General features: G+C 71.9%; 15 protein-coding genes and 1 pseudogene. 9 read left to right on the top strand and 7 right to left on the bottom strand.

Annotated elements, in window-relative coordinates:
* Positions 1–102: 102 nt before the first annotated feature.
* The 3 genes and pseudogenes from ACIHEI_RS37105 to ACIHEI_RS37095 all read left to right on the top strand — a co-directional run.
* Positions 103–411, top strand: a pseudogene (locus ACIHEI_RS37105) (UDP-N-acetylglucosamine 1-carboxyvinyltransferase); the annotation flags it as partial.
* Positions 408–1,481 carry a serine hydrolase domain-containing protein gene (locus ACIHEI_RS37100; RefSeq protein WP_396609935.1) on the top strand — a complete coding sequence of 358 codons (1,074 nt, stop codon included), beginning with the start codon at positions 408–410 and terminating at the stop codon, positions 1,479–1,481. The pseudogene ACIHEI_RS37105 and the gene ACIHEI_RS37100, both read left to right, overlap by 4 nt.
* Positions 1,454–2,536: a UDP-N-acetylmuramate dehydrogenase gene (locus ACIHEI_RS37095; RefSeq protein WP_396609934.1), complete on the top strand. Its 1,083-nt coding sequence runs from the start codon at positions 1,454–1,456 to the stop codon at positions 2,534–2,536. Before ACIHEI_RS37100 ends, ACIHEI_RS37095 begins: the two co-directional genes overlap by 28 nt.
* On the opposite strand, the gene ACIHEI_RS37090 is transcribed toward ACIHEI_RS37095, so the two are convergent.
* Positions 2,523–4,163, bottom strand: coding sequence for an amidohydrolase (locus tag ACIHEI_RS37090; RefSeq protein ID WP_387859345.1), 1,641 nt, complete (start codon positions 4,161–4,163; stop codon positions 2,523–2,525). The genes ACIHEI_RS37095 and ACIHEI_RS37090 overlap by 14 nt on opposite strands.
* A gap of 39 nt (positions 4,164–4,202) precedes the next feature.
* Positions 4,203–5,660 (bottom strand): APC family permease, encoded by a 1,458-nt coding sequence (locus ACIHEI_RS37085; RefSeq protein ID WP_396609936.1) that lies wholly within the window; start codon positions 5,658–5,660, stop codon positions 4,203–4,205.
* Positions 5,661–5,888: 228 nt separating this feature from the next.
* Between ACIHEI_RS37085 and ACIHEI_RS37080 the strand changes: the two genes are divergently transcribed.
* The 3 genes from ACIHEI_RS37080 (at position 5,889) to ACIHEI_RS37070 (ending at position 9,362) form a co-directional block, all read left to right on the top strand.
* Positions 5,889–6,593 (top strand): TetR/AcrR family transcriptional regulator, encoded by a 705-nt coding sequence (locus ACIHEI_RS37080; protein ID WP_392944962.1) that lies wholly within the window; start codon positions 5,889–5,891, stop codon positions 6,591–6,593.
* Between the two features lie 1,016 nt (positions 6,594–7,609).
* On the top strand, positions 7,610–8,002 hold the full coding sequence (locus tag ACIHEI_RS37075; RefSeq protein WP_387635458.1) for a VOC family protein: 393 nt from the start codon (positions 7,610–7,612) through the stop codon (positions 8,000–8,002).
* A 136-nt stretch (positions 8,003–8,138) separates the two neighbouring features.
* Positions 8,139–9,362: a helix-turn-helix domain-containing protein gene (locus ACIHEI_RS37070; protein WP_396609933.1), complete on the top strand. Its 1,224-nt coding sequence runs from the start codon at positions 8,139–8,141 to the stop codon at positions 9,360–9,362.
* A gap of 51 nt (positions 9,363–9,413) precedes the next feature.
* Here the strand turns inward: ACIHEI_RS37070 and ACIHEI_RS37065 are convergent, their stop codons facing one another.
* The 3 genes from ACIHEI_RS37065 to ACIHEI_RS37055 form a co-directional block, all read right to left on the bottom strand.
* Positions 9,414–10,385 (bottom strand): hypothetical protein, encoded by a 972-nt coding sequence (locus tag ACIHEI_RS37065; RefSeq protein ID WP_396609932.1) that lies wholly within the window; start codon positions 10,383–10,385, stop codon positions 9,414–9,416.
* 131 nt (positions 10,386–10,516) lie between these two features.
* On the bottom strand, positions 10,517–10,933 hold the full coding sequence (locus ACIHEI_RS37060) for a hypothetical protein (RefSeq protein WP_396609931.1): 417 nt from the start codon (positions 10,931–10,933) through the stop codon (positions 10,517–10,519).
* 436 nt (positions 10,934–11,369) lie between these two features.
* On the bottom strand, positions 11,370–11,777 hold the full coding sequence (locus ACIHEI_RS37055) for a hypothetical protein (RefSeq protein WP_396609930.1): 408 nt from the start codon (positions 11,775–11,777) through the stop codon (positions 11,370–11,372).
* A gap of 327 nt (positions 11,778–12,104) precedes the next feature.
* On the opposite strand from ACIHEI_RS37055, the gene ACIHEI_RS37050 reads away from it, so the two are divergent.
* Both ACIHEI_RS37050 and ACIHEI_RS37045 read left to right on the top strand, forming a co-directional pair.
* On the top strand, positions 12,105–12,836 hold the full coding sequence (locus ACIHEI_RS37050; protein ID WP_396609929.1) for a BTAD domain-containing putative transcriptional regulator: 732 nt from the start codon (positions 12,105–12,107) through the stop codon (positions 12,834–12,836).
* 59 nt (positions 12,837–12,895) lie between these two features.
* The gene (locus ACIHEI_RS37045) at positions 12,896–13,651 is read left to right on the top strand and encodes a hypothetical protein (protein WP_396609928.1); all 756 of its coding nucleotides are present in this window, start codon (positions 12,896–12,898) and stop codon (positions 13,649–13,651) included.
* A 7-nt stretch (positions 13,652–13,658) separates the two neighbouring features.
* On the opposite strand, the gene ACIHEI_RS37040 is transcribed toward ACIHEI_RS37045, so the two are convergent.
* Positions 13,659–14,516 carry an alpha/beta fold hydrolase gene (locus ACIHEI_RS37040; RefSeq protein WP_396609927.1) on the bottom strand — a complete coding sequence of 286 codons (858 nt, stop codon included), beginning with the start codon at positions 14,514–14,516 and terminating at the stop codon, positions 13,659–13,661.
* Positions 14,517–14,571: 55 nt separating this feature from the next.
* On the opposite strand from ACIHEI_RS37040, the gene ACIHEI_RS37035 reads away from it, so the two are divergent.
* Complete coding sequence (locus ACIHEI_RS37035; RefSeq protein ID WP_396609926.1) at positions 14,572–15,180, top strand: TetR/AcrR family transcriptional regulator; 609 nt, start codon at positions 14,572–14,574, stop codon at positions 15,178–15,180.
* Here the strand turns inward: ACIHEI_RS37035 and ACIHEI_RS37030 are convergent.
* Positions 15,140–15,476, bottom strand: a 337-nt coding sequence (locus tag ACIHEI_RS37030) for a hypothetical protein (RefSeq protein WP_396609925.1), incomplete at its 5' end; no start/stop codon positions are given. The genes ACIHEI_RS37035 and ACIHEI_RS37030 overlap by 41 nt on opposite strands.

Raw genomic sequence — 15,476 nt, 5'->3', positions numbered from 1 at the left:
CAGCCACGGCCATAGAAGGCTGACCGGTCCGAGGCCAGCCCGCCTACCCCAAACGAAAGCTCGAAACGGACATCACGTTACTTACCGTCCTCTCAGGCCGATGGCATCTCCCGTATCGAGGAGCGGATCTACACCCGACGCGACACCCATCTTCCCGCTCTGGCCGCGTTCGGAGCCGCCGTCAGCACGACCGGCCCGGTGATCACCGTACGCGGCCGCACCGCACTCAAGGCCGCCGACGTAACCGGGGACGACATCCGCGCCGGGACCGCGCTCGTGATCGCCGCCCTCGCCGCCGAGGGCACGTCCACCATCCGCGGCCTCTACCACCTGCGACGCGGATACAGCGGCCTCCTGACCAAACTCACCTCCCTCGGCGCCGACCTGACGATCCCTCAGGAGCTGAAATGACACCGTTCGACTCGACCTTGCTCGCCGAACTGGGCGAGCACCTGGAGCTGTTGACCGCCGACGGCATCGTGCCGGGCGGCGTCATCGCCCACGGCACCGCCGACACCGCTCCCGACTACCTGAGCGCCGGCGTTGTCGCCCCCGAATGCGGTGACGCCAGGCCCGGACCGGACACCGTGTACGACGTCGCCTCGCTGACGAAAATCCTGGCCACCTGGCCGCTGGCCGGCACTTCCCGCGCCAACGGCTTCGGCCTGGACTCCCCCGTCCGTGAGTTGCTGCCGCCGATCCCGGCCGATGCGCCCGGCGGCCAGGTGACGCCGCGCCAAATCCTCACCCACACCTCCGGACTGCGCGCCGACACCCGCCTCGACCAGTACCGGGGCCGCACCGAACCGCTCGCCGAACTGATCTGCGGCGAACCACTGATCGCCGAACCCGGCACCGGCCACCGCTACATCAATCGCGGCTTCGTTCTCCTCGGCCTGGCCCTGGCCCACACCCGGGGCCACCGCCTGGACGAACTCGCCGCCGACCTCTGGCGCGGCCTCGGCATGAACAGCACGACGTTCGGGCCCGTCGCCCGCTCCCGCGACGTTGCCCCGACCGAGCAGCGACTGCCGGGCGGGCCCCGCCTTTGGGGTACCCCGCACGACGACAACGCCGCCCTGCTCGGCGGAGTCGCCGGCCACGCGGGCGTGTTCACCACCGCCGCCGACCTCGCCGTCTTTGCCATGCGCCTACTGGCCGCACCCCCGGCCGACGACAATCTCGGCCGCTGGTTCGCCGACAGCCTGCACCCGGTGGCCGAGATCGAGCCCGGCCTGCGCCGGGGCCTGGCCTGGATCCTCGCCGACGGCGGCCGAGTCGCGTACCACCACGGCTTCACCGGCACCAGCCTGTACCTGGCTCCGGCCACCGGCCGCTATCTGGCCATCTGCACCAACGCCGTGTACCACCACCAGGACAACCGCACCCGCCTCGTCCCACTGCGGGCCGCCGCTCTCAAGGCGATCACCGACGTACCCCGGGAGGACCGGCCGTGCCCCGCACCACGCTCGCGTCCCTGACCACCTTGCGACTGGGCGGGCCGATCGACGAACCACTCCGGTTGTCCGATCCCGCCGACTGGCCGGAGCTTGTCCAAACCGTCCGCGGCCGTGGCGAGTTCAGCCCGCTCGTACTCGGCCACGGCAGCAACGTCATCGGCGCCGACTCCGGGCACGCCGGGACCATCGCGGTGATGAACACCCGGGGCATCAGCGTGAAGAAGCAGGCCGACGGCACCGTACTGGCGACGGCGCAGGCGGGGCACCCGCTCACCGACCTCGTCGCCTGGGCCGCCGCCGAACAACTGTCCGGGGTGGAGTGCCTGGCCGGGATTCCCGGCACTGTCGGCGCCGCACCGGTCCAGAACGCCGGTGCCTATGGTCAGCAGATCGGTGACGTCCTCGACCACCTGACCGCGTGGGACTGGGAATCGGGCGTCCTGCGCACCCTGCCCGGCCGGGCCTGCCGCCTGCGGTACCGCGACAGCCGGTTCAAGAACAGCCCCGGCCGCTGGACCGTTCTCACCGTCACCGTCCGGCTCCTCCGTACCCCACCCGCACCGGTCCGCTACCGGCCGCTGATCGACGAACTCGGCGCCGGGGCCGGGGCCACTCCTCCCGTCGCCGAAGTCACCGCCGCGGTCCTCGCCAACCGCCACCGCCGCGGCTTGCTTCTCGATCCGCACAGCCCGGACGCCCGCCAGGTCGGCTCCGTGTTCCTCAATCCTGCCGTCACCGCGGTCCAGGCAGAGCGCTGGTCGGCCGCGGGCTGCCCGGTCCACACCGACAGCGACGGACAACTGCGGGCCGGCGCCGGGTGGTTCCTCGAACTCGCCGGTTGCCACCCGGGCCGGCGGATCACCGAGAACGTCCGGTGCTCGGAGGCCCGCACCCTGACCCTCAGCGCCCACGGCGACGCCACCGCGAGCGACTTCACCCGCGTACTGACCGCCCTCGCCGAACGCGTCGAGGCGGCGACCTCGATCACGCTGCGGCCCGAACCGGTCGCTGTCGGAACGTGGCTCGTCAACGACCGGTGCGAACCCGGCGGCCGGCAGCGGCCTACTCTGCGGTGAAGACCGCCCGGCCACCCACATACGTCCGCAGGACGCGGGTTTCGGCGATTTCTTCGGCGGGGGCGGCGAAGGGGTCGCGGTCCAGGACGACCAGGTCGGCGAGGTGGCCGGGGCGGAGGGTGCCGGTGGTGTCGAGGTGGTTGAGGTGGGCGGTGCCGGAGGTGTAGGCGGCCAGGGCGGTGGCGAGGTCGAGGCGCTGGTCGGGGAGGAAGACGGGGGTGGTGGGGTCGGCTTCGGGTTCGCGGCGGTTGACGGCGACGTGCAGGCCTTCGAGCGGGACGGGGCTGGAGACCGGCCAGTCGCTGCCGGCGGCGAGAGTGGCGCCGGCGCGCAGGAGGTCGCCGAACGGGTACTGCCAGGCGGCGCGTTCGGGGCCGAGGAAGGGGATGGTGAGTTCGTCCATCTGGGGTTCGTGGGCGGCCCACAGCGGCTGGATGTTGGCGATCGCGCCGAGTGCGGCGAACCGGGGCACGTCGTCGGGGTGGACGAGTTGCAGGTGGGCGAGGTGGTGGCGGTTGCCGCGCCGGCCGTTGGCGGTGATGGCGGCCTCGACGGCGTCCAGTGCCTCGCGGACGGCGCGGTCGCCGAGGGCGTGGAAGTGCACCTGGAAGTCGAGCGCGTCCAGTGCGGTGACGTGTTCGCGCAGCGCGAGCGGGTCGACGAAGCTCAGGCCGCTGTTGCCGGTGGCACAGCCGCAGCCGTCCAGGTACGGGCTGGTGAGGGCGGCGGTGAAGTTCTCCGCGATGCCGTCCTGCATGATCTTCACCGCCCCGGCGCGGAACCGTCCGTGGCTGTACTTCTCACGCCGGGCGACGAGTTCGGGGATCTGGTCGGCGCCGCGCTCGCGGTCCCACCAGAGTGCGCCGACCACCCGGGCGGTCAGCGTGCCGTCCTGCGCGGCGGTGAGGTAGGCGTCGGACGGGTCGGGGTTGCCGCCGAACTCGCCGAGCAGGGCGTCCTGCCAGGCGGTGATGCCGCGCGAGTGCAGCATCCGCTGGGCGCTCAGCAGGGCGGCCAGGAGGTCGGCGGCGGTGGCGGACGGGGCGTGCCGGCCGACCAGTCCGACCGCGCCCTCCTGGAGCATGCCGCTCGGGGTGCCGTCGGCCTCCCGTTCGATCCGGCCGTCGGCCGGGTCCGGGGTGTGCCGGTCGAGCCCGGCGGCTTCCAGCGCACGGGAGTTGGCCCAGGCGCCGTGGTGGTCGCGGTTGGCGAGCAGCACCGGCCGGTCGGGCACCACCCGGTCGAGCAGCTGCCGGGTCGGCAGTCCGCCGTCGAAGCTCTCCAGCGACCAGCCGCCGCCGGTGATCCACTCCTTCTCGGGGTGGGCGGCCGCGTACTCGCCGATCCGCTGCAGGTATTCGTCGACGGTGACGGTGCCGGTGAGGTCGCAGGAGGCCATCTCGTTGCCGCCGTAGACCGCGTGGATGTGCGCGTCCTGGAAGCCGGCGATCAGCAACTTGCCGTGCAGGTCGACGACTTCGGTGCCCGGGCCGATCAGGTCCCGGACTTCGTCATGGCCGACGGCGGTGATCTGCTCGCCGGTGACGGCCAGCGCGCTGGCCCGGGTGCGGGCGGCGTCGCCGGTGTGGATCGGCCCTCCGGTGAAGACCAGGTCGGCGTGGTTCATGCGGGAATCTCCAAGTGGCGCAGAGGATGTGACGATACGTCAGTTGTTGGTGGTGAAGTACGGCGAGCGGCGCCCCCAGCACGACCAGGCCGCGGCCAGCAGTCCGGAGCCGATCATCAGCACCGGCACCGAGAGCTCGAACCAGCCGTTGTCGGCGGCGAGTTCGAAGTGGTCGGTGGAGTCGTAGAAGGTCCAGGCGAGGTAGCCGCCGACCAGCAGCAGCACCGATCCGCCGAGCAGCGGTGCGACGACGGCCTTCAGCCCCTCGACGAAGTCCTCGCGCAGCAGGTGCCGGAACCGCACGGCGGAGGCGATCGCCACCAGCGCGTAGTAGAGGGCGACCACGATGCCGATCGCGTTGACGGTCGCCGAGATCAGTTCGGTGACGGTCGGTATCACCAGCGACAGACTGGCCAGCGTCAGCGAGATGCCGGTGATCAGCCAGGTGCCGGTGGACGGGGTGCGGTGGCGCGGGTGCAGGCGCATCCACACCTTGCCGAGGGTGCCGTCGCGGCCCATCGCGAGCGCGCCGCGCGCGGTCGGGATCACCGAGGCCTGCAGCGAGGCCGCCGCCGAGCAGGTCAGAGCCACCAGCGGCAGTGCGGCCAGCGGCTGGTCGGCGAGCTTCTCGGCGAAGTAGGCCAGGCCGGTGGCGCCGTTGTCGGCCAACTCGTCCAGCGGCAGCACCCGCTGGAAGGCCGTGCCGGCGAACAGGAACAGGCCGAGCATCAGCAGCAGCGACCACAGGCCGCCGCGGGTGGCGTCCTTCGGGTCGCGCACCTCCTCGCCGACGCTGAACACCGACTCGAACCCCCAGTAGCAGAACACCGCCAGCACCATGCCCTGGGCGAGCGTGCTCAGCGAGGTCAGCTCGAAGGGGTTGAACCAGGACAGGCTGAACGGCTGGTCGCCGGCGATCAGCCCGTACCCGCAGAACGCGATCAGTACCGCGTACTCGAAGATCAGCAGGTACTTCTGCAACGCCGCTGCCAGGTCGAGTCCGCGCACCGCGACCACCGTCGCGCCCACCAGCACCAGCATGCCGATCAGTGTGCACTGGAGGCTGGAGTCCGCGTCCAGCTCCACGCCGGGCAGCGCGTGCAGGCCCGCCTTTCCGACCAGTTGGATGATCGCCGAGCCGGTCACCGTGGTGGTGTACGCCATGAAGACGATGGTGGCGAGGATGTTGACCCAGCCGGTCAGGAAGCCCAGCCAGGGGCTCAGCACCCGGCCCACCCAGCGGTACGAACTGCCCGCGTCCGGCTCGACCCGGTTGAGCCGCCCGTAGCCGCAGGCGATGCCCAGCACCGGCAGGAACGCCAGCAGCATGATGGCCGGCAGGTGCAGGCCGACCACGCCCGCCATCAGGCCCAGGCCGATGCCGATCGAGGTGGTGGCGGCCGTGCTGGACGCGGCGATCACCACCACCGCGCCGACGCCGACCGACTTGCGCATCGCGTCCGGGGTGGAGGTACTGCTGCCGTTGTCCTTGAGCATCGTTGCCAAGGGATCACCACCGATTCAGTCATGGGGGAACGCCCGTGCGGCGGGCGCGAGTTGGGGGCGCTTCGGCCGGGTTCGGCGGCGGGCGCGGAGGTGCGACGGCGGGCCGCGAAGCAGGCGGCGCGCCAGGGTGGGGGGTGCTCCGGCGGGAGGGCCGGTGGCACGCCATGAAACCTGCGCTCCGCTTCACACGTCAATGCTGTTGTCGTAAGCTCCACGACCATGAGCGATCGAGTCGTCCCCGAGGCCGCACGCCGGCGGCGGCGCCCCACCAAGCAGGGCACCATGCTCTCCGAGCAGGTCATCATCGACACCGCGCTGCGCCTGGTCGGCCAGCACGGCGCACAGGCGTTCACCGTCCGCCGCCTCGGCGCGGCGCTCGGTGCGGACCCGAGCGCGATCTACCGCTACTTCCACAGCGCGGACGACCTGCTGCTCGCCGTCGCCGACGAACTCATCGGCCGCGGCCTGCACGGCTGGCAGCCCACCGGTGACTGGCAGGCCGACCTGCGCGAGGTCGGCCTGCGCATCCACGCCCACTCACTCGCCCACCCGCAGGCCGCCGTCCTCGCCGCGTACCGCACCACCGGCCGCACCAACGAGATCCGCGCCATCGAAACCATGCTCGGCATCCTGCGCGACGCGGGCTTCCCCGACCCGGACGCCGTCAGCCTGTACCACGCCTTCATCGACCAGGCCCTGGGCTTCGCCGTCCTCGACTCCGCGATGCTCGCCCTCCCCGCGCCCGCCCAGCACGCCGACCTCGCCGTCTGGGACACCGCCTACCGCACCCTCTCCCCCACCACCCACCCCCACATCGCCGCCACCACCCACCTGCTCGCCGCCGACATGCGCCGCAGCGCCTACCCGCTGGCGCTCGACCTGCTCCTCACCTCACTGGCCGCCCGGCTCCCCCGCGCGGAGTGAACTCCCCACTCCGAACGGGACTTCCACGGGTCGGCTGCGCCCGGCGTGCCACCGGCGGCCGGCCGTGGGGGCGGGAGCAGGGAGACGGCGGCGGGGGGCCGGAGGACGGCGGGATGCCGACATGCGCCGCAGCGCCCACCCGCTGGCGCTCGACCTGCTCCTCACCTCACTGGCCGGCCGACTCCCCCGCGCGGAGTGAACTCCCCTCTCCGAACGGGACTTCTGCGGTTCCGCTGCGCCCGGCGTGCCACCGGCGGCCGGCCGTGGGGGCGGGAGCAGGGAGACGGCGGCGGGGGCCGGAGGACGGCGGGATGCCGACATGCGCCGCAGCGCCTACCCGCTGGCGCTCGACCTGCTCCTCACCTCGCTCGCCGCCCGACTCCCCCCAGCAGCAGTGAACCCCCCATCTCCGAACGGGACTTCTGCGGTTCCGCTGCGCCCGGCATGCCACCGGCGGTCCGCCGTGGGGGCGGAAGCAGGGGGCCGGCAGCGGGGGCAGGGAGACGGCGGCGGGGGCCGGAGGACGGCGGGATGCCGACATGCGCCGCAGCGCCTACCCGCTGGCGCTCGACCTGCTCCTCACCTCACTGGCCGCCCGACTCCCCCAGCAGCAGTGAACCCCGCACTCCGAACGGGACTTCCACGGGTCGGCTGCGCCCGGCGTGCCACCGGCGGCCGGCCGTGGGGGCGGGAGCAGGAAGACGGCGGCGGGGGCCGGATGGCAGCGGGATGCCGACATGCGCCGCAGTGGCCACCCGCGCGCGCGACCTCCCCTCCTCCGCCCGAAGTGAACTCCCCACTCCGGACGGGACTTCCACGGGTCGGCTGGGCCCGGCGTGCCGCAGGCGGGTGAGGTCAGTCAGCCGCAGGGGGGCGATGCCCGGAGTGACCCATCGCGAAATCCCCGTTTCTGACCGCACTTCTGCGTTCGTCCGCGCCCGGCGTGCCGCCGGCTGCCGGGGTCGCGGTCGGCCGTAGGGTCGGGGGGTCGGCGGCGAGGCTTGGAGGGCGGCGGGATGCGGATCTACATCACCTCGGTGTTCGTCGAGGACCAGGAGCGGGCGTTGCGCTTCTACACCGAGGTGCTGGGGTTCGTGGTGAAGCACGACGTGCCGTTGGGCGGCGGCGCCCGGTGGTTGACGGTGGTGTCGCCGGAGCAGCCGGCGGGCACCGAGCTGCTGCTCGAACCGTCGGGACACCCGGCCGTCCCGCCGTACAAGGCGGCACTGGTCGCGGACGGCATTCCGGCCGTCTCGTTCGCGGTGGACGACGTGCAGGCCGAGTACGAGCGACTGCGTGCCCTCGGCGTGGAGTTCACCCAGCAGCCGACCCAACTCGGGCCGGTGACGGCGGCGGTGTTCAACGACACCTGCGGCAATCTGGTGCAGATCGTCCGCCCCGGGCCATGACCGAAGGGGCGTACTACGTCTCCACCCTTCGATTACGAAACTTTTAGTTGTCGGTCGCTCTCCGATCATGGAGAATGGCGGGCTGTATCTGGTCTATACGAACGCCCGCCTTGTCCCCTTTTGCAGGAGAGTCACGTTGGCCCGTAGACCACGCCCCCTCGACCCCACCGACGGGCCACTGCAGGCCTTCGCCCATGGCCTGCGCGAGCTCCGGGAGTCCGTCGGCAACCCCACCTACCGGTCCCTCGCGCGCGTCGCCGGCTTCAGCGCCACCACCTTGAGCGACGCCGCCGCCGGTCTGCGCCGCCCCAGCCTGGAGGTCACGCTCGCCTTCGTCGGCGCCTGCCAGGGCGACGAGGAGGACTGGCGCCGCCGCTGGCACCGGCTGGAAGCCGAACTCACCGACCTGCGTCGCGACCCGGCCGATGCCGAACTCGCCGCTGCGGTACGGGAGTCCACCGCCACGATGACCGCAGCCGCCACCGCGACCACTCCGCTCGGCTCTTTACCCGTACCCGCCGAAACGTTCACTACGGTCTCGCTCGACATCGCGCAGCCGGTGCCGAAAGGGCCGTGGCGCGGCCGGGTCGCACTGGCCGCCGGAGTGGTGACGGCGCTGGCGGGAAGCATGCTCGCACTCCACCTCTCCACCGAGAATTCGGACCGGCTGGCCCTGCTCCCGCCCGGATGCCCGAAACCCGTCAGCAGCAAGGGCGGCTTCGGCGGCCGGACGTACACCGACACCACCCGGGTCCGGGACGCGCCCTCACTGGGCGGGCAGGTGCTCCAGGAGCTCCCGGCCGGTTGCCGGTTGAAGTTCACCGCCTATTGCCTGGGCGACGTGGTGATCGACGCCACCGGCAACTCGCCGGACGTGCGCTGGTTCAAGCTGGGCGACGGATACATCTCCTCCGCGGTCGTCCACGGCAACCCGCCGCGCGAACTGCCGCCCGCCGCCTGTCCCGGCGGGCTCCCCGGCCCGACCGACCTGGCACTCACCGCCCGTCCCTTCGCCGCCGACCCGACCAGCGTCGAACTCTCGGTCAGCGGGCACCAGTTGGGCATCGTCGGGTTCGCCGCCTACTACCAGGACCGCGGTGCCGACCGGCCGCACTGGCACCAGCTGGCGATGACCACCGCCAAGCAGGAGTTCCGCACCACCTGGCAGCCCGGCTCGGCCGCCGACGGGCAGCCGGACGTCCCGGTAGTGGCCGCCGCCTGCCTGGGCGGACAGGCGCCGACCGATGTCTCGGACGCCCTGTTGGTCGGCACCGGGCAGACCGGCCGGCCGGACACCCTCACCGGCGACGCCCTGCAGGCCGCCCGTGCGGAGGCCTGCCGCTATCCGATCAACGGCTGAGCCGAGCGCCGCGGCCCGCCCACCTGCGGGCCCGGCGAACGGCGGCCGTCGTCAACTTCCGAGCACCTCAGCGGCGTTGCGGACCTGCGTCTCCAGCCCGGCCTTGATCTTCGCCATCCCGGCCGGGTCGGCGTCCACGACTTCCTGCTGGTAGGCGTAGTCGACGCTGTACCAGATCCCCACCACGTTGGCGCGGTGCCGGCAGTCGGCGTCCGCGCCCGCCACCTTCAGCTCGCGCGCGCCGGGCTGCGGGGTGCGCGCCCACTCGGAGTCGGACATCGCCGCAAGCGGATCGGTGTACTCGGCGACACCGTGCTCCTTCATGCACGCCGCCCACTGCGCGAACGCGGCCTGCGTGCGCGGATCGTCCTGCGCGGCGCCCATGGTGCGGAACTTCGCGTCGATCGCGCTCTGCGGGTCGCCGATCTGCCCGTCGGGGGTACCGGTCAGCCGACGGTTGGCCTGCCCCAGACAGCCGCGCTCGGGCACCTTGTGACCGTTGATCACCTGCCCACCGGGCCCGAACCGCTCCGTCGGCTTGTCGGTTCCGGTCTCGGCCACCATGACCTCCGGGGGTGGCGTCGTTTTCTGGACGCCGCCGTCGGCGGGCGTGCCGCCCTCCGGGTGGTAGCCCCAGCGGGCCATCAACTGCGCGTTCTGCCGACCGTACCGTCCGTCGACCCGAGTGGTCGGGGCGTCCGGTTCGCGCAGTTCCTTGGACGCCGGGGGGAAGTGGAAGTCCAGGCCGAACCCGGCCATGCAGGCGTCGACCAGCTTCGCCTGTGCCTGCTGCACGGAGGCGATCTGTGCCGGGTTGAGCAGGTAGCCGTCCAGCGGCAGCGGCAGCGCATTCGCGGAGTCGGTCACCGGCGCGACACCCACCGAGGGCTTCGGCAGCGGCGGCAGGCTCGCGGAACCGGCGTGCGACGAAACGGCGTTGGCGCCCGCACAGCCGGCGGCCAGCAGCAGCGGCAGGACGAGCAGGCCGGAGGTACGGCGGGAAGGGCGCGGGCGGCGGGGCACGGGCGAATACTCCTCGAAGTCGGGACGGCGGCAGAGCAGTTGGGGGCCTGGACCGGTCGGGCGGAGGCGCGGCCGACCGGGCCGCGCGAACCGCATCTTCACTGACGCGGATCGGCTGACGACGTGTCGGCTCAGTTGAACTTGCCCGAGGCGTTGCTGTTCTTCAGCGAGGCGTTCAGGTCCACCCGGGACCAGGGCGGGACGGCCTGGCAGGCGATGGAGCAGTTGTAGCCGCCGCCGTAGTAGAAGATGAAGGTGCCGCCGTACCAGTTGTCGACGGCCGCGGTGTGGCCCTTCACCGCGACACCGGCACCGGCAGTGCCGTTCAGGCCGGCCCGGAAGGTATAGCCCGTGTAGTCCGGGATGTCTCCGGTCTGCATGAAGTAGGCACCGTAGCCGTGCGCGGAGTCGTTGTAGTACAGGCAGACGGCATGGGTGTTCCCGGCACAGTCGGCGCTGAAGGCCGAAGCCTGACCGGCGTTGACCAGGCCGAGGCCGGCCACCGTGGTGGCGACGCCGGCCGCGGCGATGAGCTTGCGAAGACGCATCCCGTGGTCCTTCCTCGACGACGGTGCCGGAACGTCCGGCACCAAAGTGGCCGCGGGGCCCTCCAGCATTCGGTGGCCCCGCTTCGTCGGCCCCGTGGCGCGCAGCTGGTGCCGCGGCAGGCAACTTTCGCCCGTCAAGGAGCGGCCCGAGGCGCCCGGCTGGGCGTGCCGCCGAAGCGCCCTCGTACTGGGTGTACTTGGGTGCTTTGGCGGTGCGTCCAGGCGGGATGCATCGGGCCGCGACGGGGCAAAGGTTGCCTGTTGCGGCACTAGGTCATGCGCCTGCGGCGGGGCATGGGTGGGTACTCCTCGAAGTCGGGGCGGCGCAGCGACCCCGGGCCGACCGGCCGGAGCGGAGCACGGCCCCCGGGTCGCGCGAACGACCCGGGGCCGCAGCTCTACTGACGTTCAGTCAGCCACTGGTGCGTCGGTTTGGCTACCAGCTGCCCGAGGCGTTGTTGTTCTTCACCGAGGCGTTCAGGTCCACCCGGGCGTTGGCCGGGATGACCTGGCAGGCGACGGAGCAGTTGTAGTTGCTGTTGTAGTAGACGGTGAAGCTGACGCCGTACCGGTTGTCGACGGCCGCAGCGTGGTTCTTCACCGCGACACCGGCGCCGGAGCTGCCGTTGTGGCCCGCGCGGAAGGTGAGGCCCGCGTAGTCCGGGGTGTTGTAGACCTGCTCGTAGTAGGCGCCGTAGCCGTACGCCGAGGAGTTGTAGTACAGGCAGGCGTTGTTGGCGCTGCAGTCGACGGTGAAGGCCGAGGCCTCACCGGCGTTGACCAGGCCGAAGCCGGCCACCGTGGTGGCTATGCCGGCCGCCGCGATGAGCTTGCGAAGACGCATCCCGTGGTCCTCCCTCAACAGCGGTGCCGGAACATCCGGCACCGGAGTGGTCGCGGGCCCCTCCAGTGATCGGTGGCCCCGCGAAGCCCATCCTTCGTCAGGCCCGTGGCATACCCGTCGCACCTGCGTGGCGTCCAGGAACCCGCCCCGACCTGCGGGTCCGGCTGTCCGGTTGACCGGAATTGATTGATCGGCGGCATCGGCGTGGCTCGCTCCGTCGAACCATGGGTAGGCAGGGGCGATCGACAACTCCCCGTCCCGGGCCGCGGTCCCGGGTCCACCCGCACACGAGGAGGAACAGATGCACTTCGGGATACTCGGCCCCTGGTGATCTCCGATCACTCCGGACCGCGTCCACTGCCGGCCGCCCGCCAACGCGTGCTGCTGGCGGCCCTGTTACTGCGGCCCGGCTTCGTTCCGAGTGACACGCTGGCCGAACTCGTCTGGGACGGCCGCCCGCCGGCCGGTGCCGCCACCACGCTGCGCAGCTACGTGATGCGGCTGCGGCGCGCCCTCGGGCCGCTCGGGCCGCGGTTGGAGACCGGCTCCGGCGGCTACCGGCTGTCGATCACCGATGCCGAGCTCGACGCCCACCGGTTCGTCCGGCTGTACGAGCACGGCGCGCATGAGGTCCGGGAGGGCTGTCCGGGCGATGGCCTGAGCTCCCTCGATCAGGCCCTGGCGCTGTGGCGCGGCCCGGCACTCGCCGACATCGCCTGTGCCGTCCTCCACCACGAGGAGGCCGTCCGCCTCTCCGAACTCCGCCTGGATGTCCGCGAATTGCGCGTCGAGGCGCTGCTCCGTCTGGGCCGCACCGGCACCGCCGTCGCCGAGCTCCGCAAGCTGACCGCACGCCACCCCGACCGGGAACGGTTCTGGGCGCTGCTGATGACGGCGCTCTCCCGCTCCGGCCGCCCGTCCGAGGCCCTCGCCGCCTACCACCGGGTCTGGCGCCATCTCGCCGACGCCATCGGCGTCGAACCCGGCCCCGAACTCCGCGAGGTGCACCGCCAGATCCTGCACGGCGGCACCGCGGTGCTCACCTGGGCCGCGTCCTGACGCCCGTTCGACGAACCCCGGCGGCCACTACTCCGGTCGCGGGCCGCTACCCTCACCGCGTGGTGTACGAAGAGACGCGCACGGACGCGAGCTGGTGGGGAATCGTCAAGTCGCGGGCTGCGGCCTGCTGGTGGCGGCTGTTGCTGTTGGCTTTGGTGCCGGTGGTCGCGGAGTGGGCGTTGCGGTTCATCGGATCGGCGGTCGAAGCCCCGTTGGCGATCACCCTGGTGCTGCCGATACTGGTCGGGGCGGCGGTCTCGGCCCTGGTGTGGGCGCCGAAGCTGGAGCTGCTGTCGGGCCGCCGAGGCCTGCTGGGTACGGCGGGGTCCGGGGTGGCGTTGCTGGCCGTGGCCCTGCTGGTGCCGCGCGCCCGCTATTTGGCGATCACGGTGATCCTCCTCTTGCCCGAGTCCGTCCGCAACAACACCTCGACGCTGATACTCCCGCCGGGCGGCATGGTGCTCGATCTGGCCGCACTGCTCGGCGCGATCGCACTCACGCTACTGCCGACGGCGGTGCTGATGGAGGGTGCGGGCGTGCGCCGGGCCTGGGCGGTGCTGCGCGGCGACTGGCGGACGGTGCTGCGCGTCATCGCCATCACGCTGATCCCGGCAGTGGTCTCGTCGTTCGCGCTCTCGATGGCGATGTCCTCGTTCGACAGCGGCTTCAGCTACCTCTATGTGATCACGATGCAGCTGAGTCAGCCACTGGTCAACGTCCTGATGGATGCCGTCACCGCGGTTCTGCTGTACGCGACTTGGCAGTGCGCGGTGGCGGTGCGAAACGCCAACGGCGCGACGCGGAGCGGTATGTGACGTGACGTCAGACACGGCTCTGGGCGAGGATCCGTCCGGTGACCAGGTCGGGCGCGTCCATCGGCAGCGAGTGCCCGGCGTCCGGGACGATCTCCACCCGGGCACTGGGCAGCACGCGTTCGAGCCGGGCGGCGACCTCGGCAGAGTCGTGCAGCGCGCTGCGGGCGCCGAGCAGGAACAGTGCGGGCAGGTCGATCCGGCGCAGTTCCTCGTCGGTGAGCACCGGCGGGACGGGCAGGGCGCGGCGGAAGCCCATCGCGGCGCGGGACAACCGCATCAACTCCTCTTCCAGTACGGCACTGTTGCCGACCGCGCGGGCCAGCCGGGGCCGCAGCGCGCGGGGTGCGGACGCGGCGAGGCCGCCGGCGATCAGCCAGGCGTAGAAGCGGAAGCCGAAGCCGTTGAATCCGGCCGGGTCGAGCAGCGTCAATGAGCCAACCCGGCCCGGGTCGTGCAGTTGGTGCTGGAGCGCGACCCAGCCGCCGTACGAGCAGCCGACCAAGTGGGCGTCGGTGAGGCCGAGTTCGGCGAGGACGCCGTCCAGCCAGGCGGCGGCGTCCGCGCCGTCGGCGATCGGCGCGGTCTGTTTGCTGGCGCCCGGTTCGCCGATCGGGTCGAGGGCGAACACCGGGTGGTGCTCGGCGAGTTGGCCGAGGTGGTGGTGCCACATCAGGGAGTTGCCGCCGGAGGCCGCGAGCAGCACGATCGGCCGCCCGCTCTCGGTGCCGGTGCGGTGGACGCGGGTGGTGCCGTACGGCCCGGGGACGTCGATGGCGGTACGCGGGCCGGGCCAGAGGGTGGCCAGGGCATGGTCGTAGGCGGCCTGGAATCGAGCGGCGGCCTGGGCGTTCCTGAACTCGCTCATTCGCATGGTACATCTGTATCACGGCATGATACGGGTGTACCAGGGAGGCCGGATCATGAACACGAAGGTCGAACACGAGGAGCGCCGACGGCAGATCGCCGAGGCGCTGCTCCGGATCGCCGACACCCAAGGGCTTCAGTCCGCCAGCATGCGCGCGGTCGCCGCCGAGGCCGGCGTGTCACTGCGGCTGGTCCAGTACTACTTCGAGACCAAGGAGGGCCTGCTGCTCGACGCACTCGCCCGCCTCGGCGCCCAACTCCAGGCCCGAATGGCCCGCTGGATCGCCGCCGCCGGCACCCCGCCCACCCCGCGCGCGCTGATCACCGCCGTGCTGGCCTGCATCCTGCCCACCGACGCCGAGAGCCGGCGCATCGCCCGCACCTACACCGCGTACTACGCCCTGGTCCTCAACGACCCGGCGGCGCTGGAGAAGCACGGCACCGGCCAGGCCGACCTGCTGGAGTCCTTCCTCACCAAGCAGCTCCACGCCGCCCAGCAAGACGGCTCCCTCTCCCCCGCCCGCAACCCCCAGATCACCGCCGCCGGACTCGCCGCCATGGTCAACGGCCTCGGCCAGAGCGTCCTCGGCGGCCAACGCGACGGCGAGGCCGCGCTCGCCGTCCTCACCCACCACCTCGACGAGCTGTTCGCGCCTGCCGGTTGAGGCGTTCCCTGATCTCGTCCGCCCGGGCCCGCGCCGCCTCGGCCTCCGCTGCCGCCTTGACCCGGTCGTCCTCGAAGAGGAATACAGCCGCAAGCGAATCCAGCAAATCGGCAATCTTCTCCCACCAGTCGGCCAGCTCGCGGGGCTCCGCGCCGGTCGGCCGCTGCGACTTCACGGCCCGCAGGCGGACCAGGGCGGCTTTGAGAGGACGGTAAGTAACGTGATGTCCGTTTCGAGCTTTCGTTTGGGGTAGGCGGGCCGGCCTCGGACCGGTCAGCCTTCTATGGCCGTGGCTG

This window comes from Kitasatospora sp. NPDC051984 (assembly GCF_044593455.1).
In the GTDB taxonomy this organism is placed as follows: Bacteria; Actinomycetota; Actinomycetes; order Streptomycetales; family Streptomycetaceae; genus Kitasatospora.
Note: the sequence above shows the minus strand (reverse complement) of the source record. Positions and strands in the feature narration are given on the sequence as shown.

Excerpts from the sequence above, each read along its gene's own strand:
- ACIHEI_RS37100 (WP_396609935.1), top strand. The coding sequence starts at position 408 with ATGACACCGTTCGACTCGACCTTGCTCGCCGAACTGGGCGAGCACCTG.
- ACIHEI_RS37090 (WP_387859345.1), bottom strand. The coding sequence starts at position 4,163 with ATGAACCACGCCGACCTGGTCTTCACCGGAGGGCCGATCCACACCGGC.
- ACIHEI_RS37085 (WP_396609936.1), bottom strand. The coding sequence starts at position 5,660 with ATGCTCAAGGACAACGGCAGCAGTACCTCCACCCCGGACGCGATGCGC.
- ACIHEI_RS37080 (WP_392944962.1), top strand. The coding sequence starts at position 5,889 with ATGAGCGATCGAGTCGTCCCCGAGGCCGCACGCCGGCGGCGGCGCCCC.
- ACIHEI_RS37075 (WP_387635458.1), top strand. The coding sequence starts at position 7,610 with ATGCGGATCTACATCACCTCGGTGTTCGTCGAGGACCAGGAGCGGGCG.
- ACIHEI_RS37060 (WP_396609931.1), bottom strand. The coding sequence starts at position 10,933 with ATGCGTCTTCGCAAGCTCATCGCCGCGGCCGGCGTCGCCACCACGGTG.
- ACIHEI_RS37055 (WP_396609930.1), bottom strand. The coding sequence starts at position 11,777 with ATGCGTCTTCGCAAGCTCATCGCGGCGGCCGGCATAGCCACCACGGTG.
- ACIHEI_RS37040 (WP_396609927.1), bottom strand. The coding sequence starts at position 14,516 with ATGAGCGAGTTCAGGAACGCCCAGGCCGCCGCTCGATTCCAGGCCGCC.
- ACIHEI_RS37035 (WP_396609926.1), top strand. The coding sequence starts at position 14,572 with ATGAACACGAAGGTCGAACACGAGGAGCGCCGACGGCAGATCGCCGAG.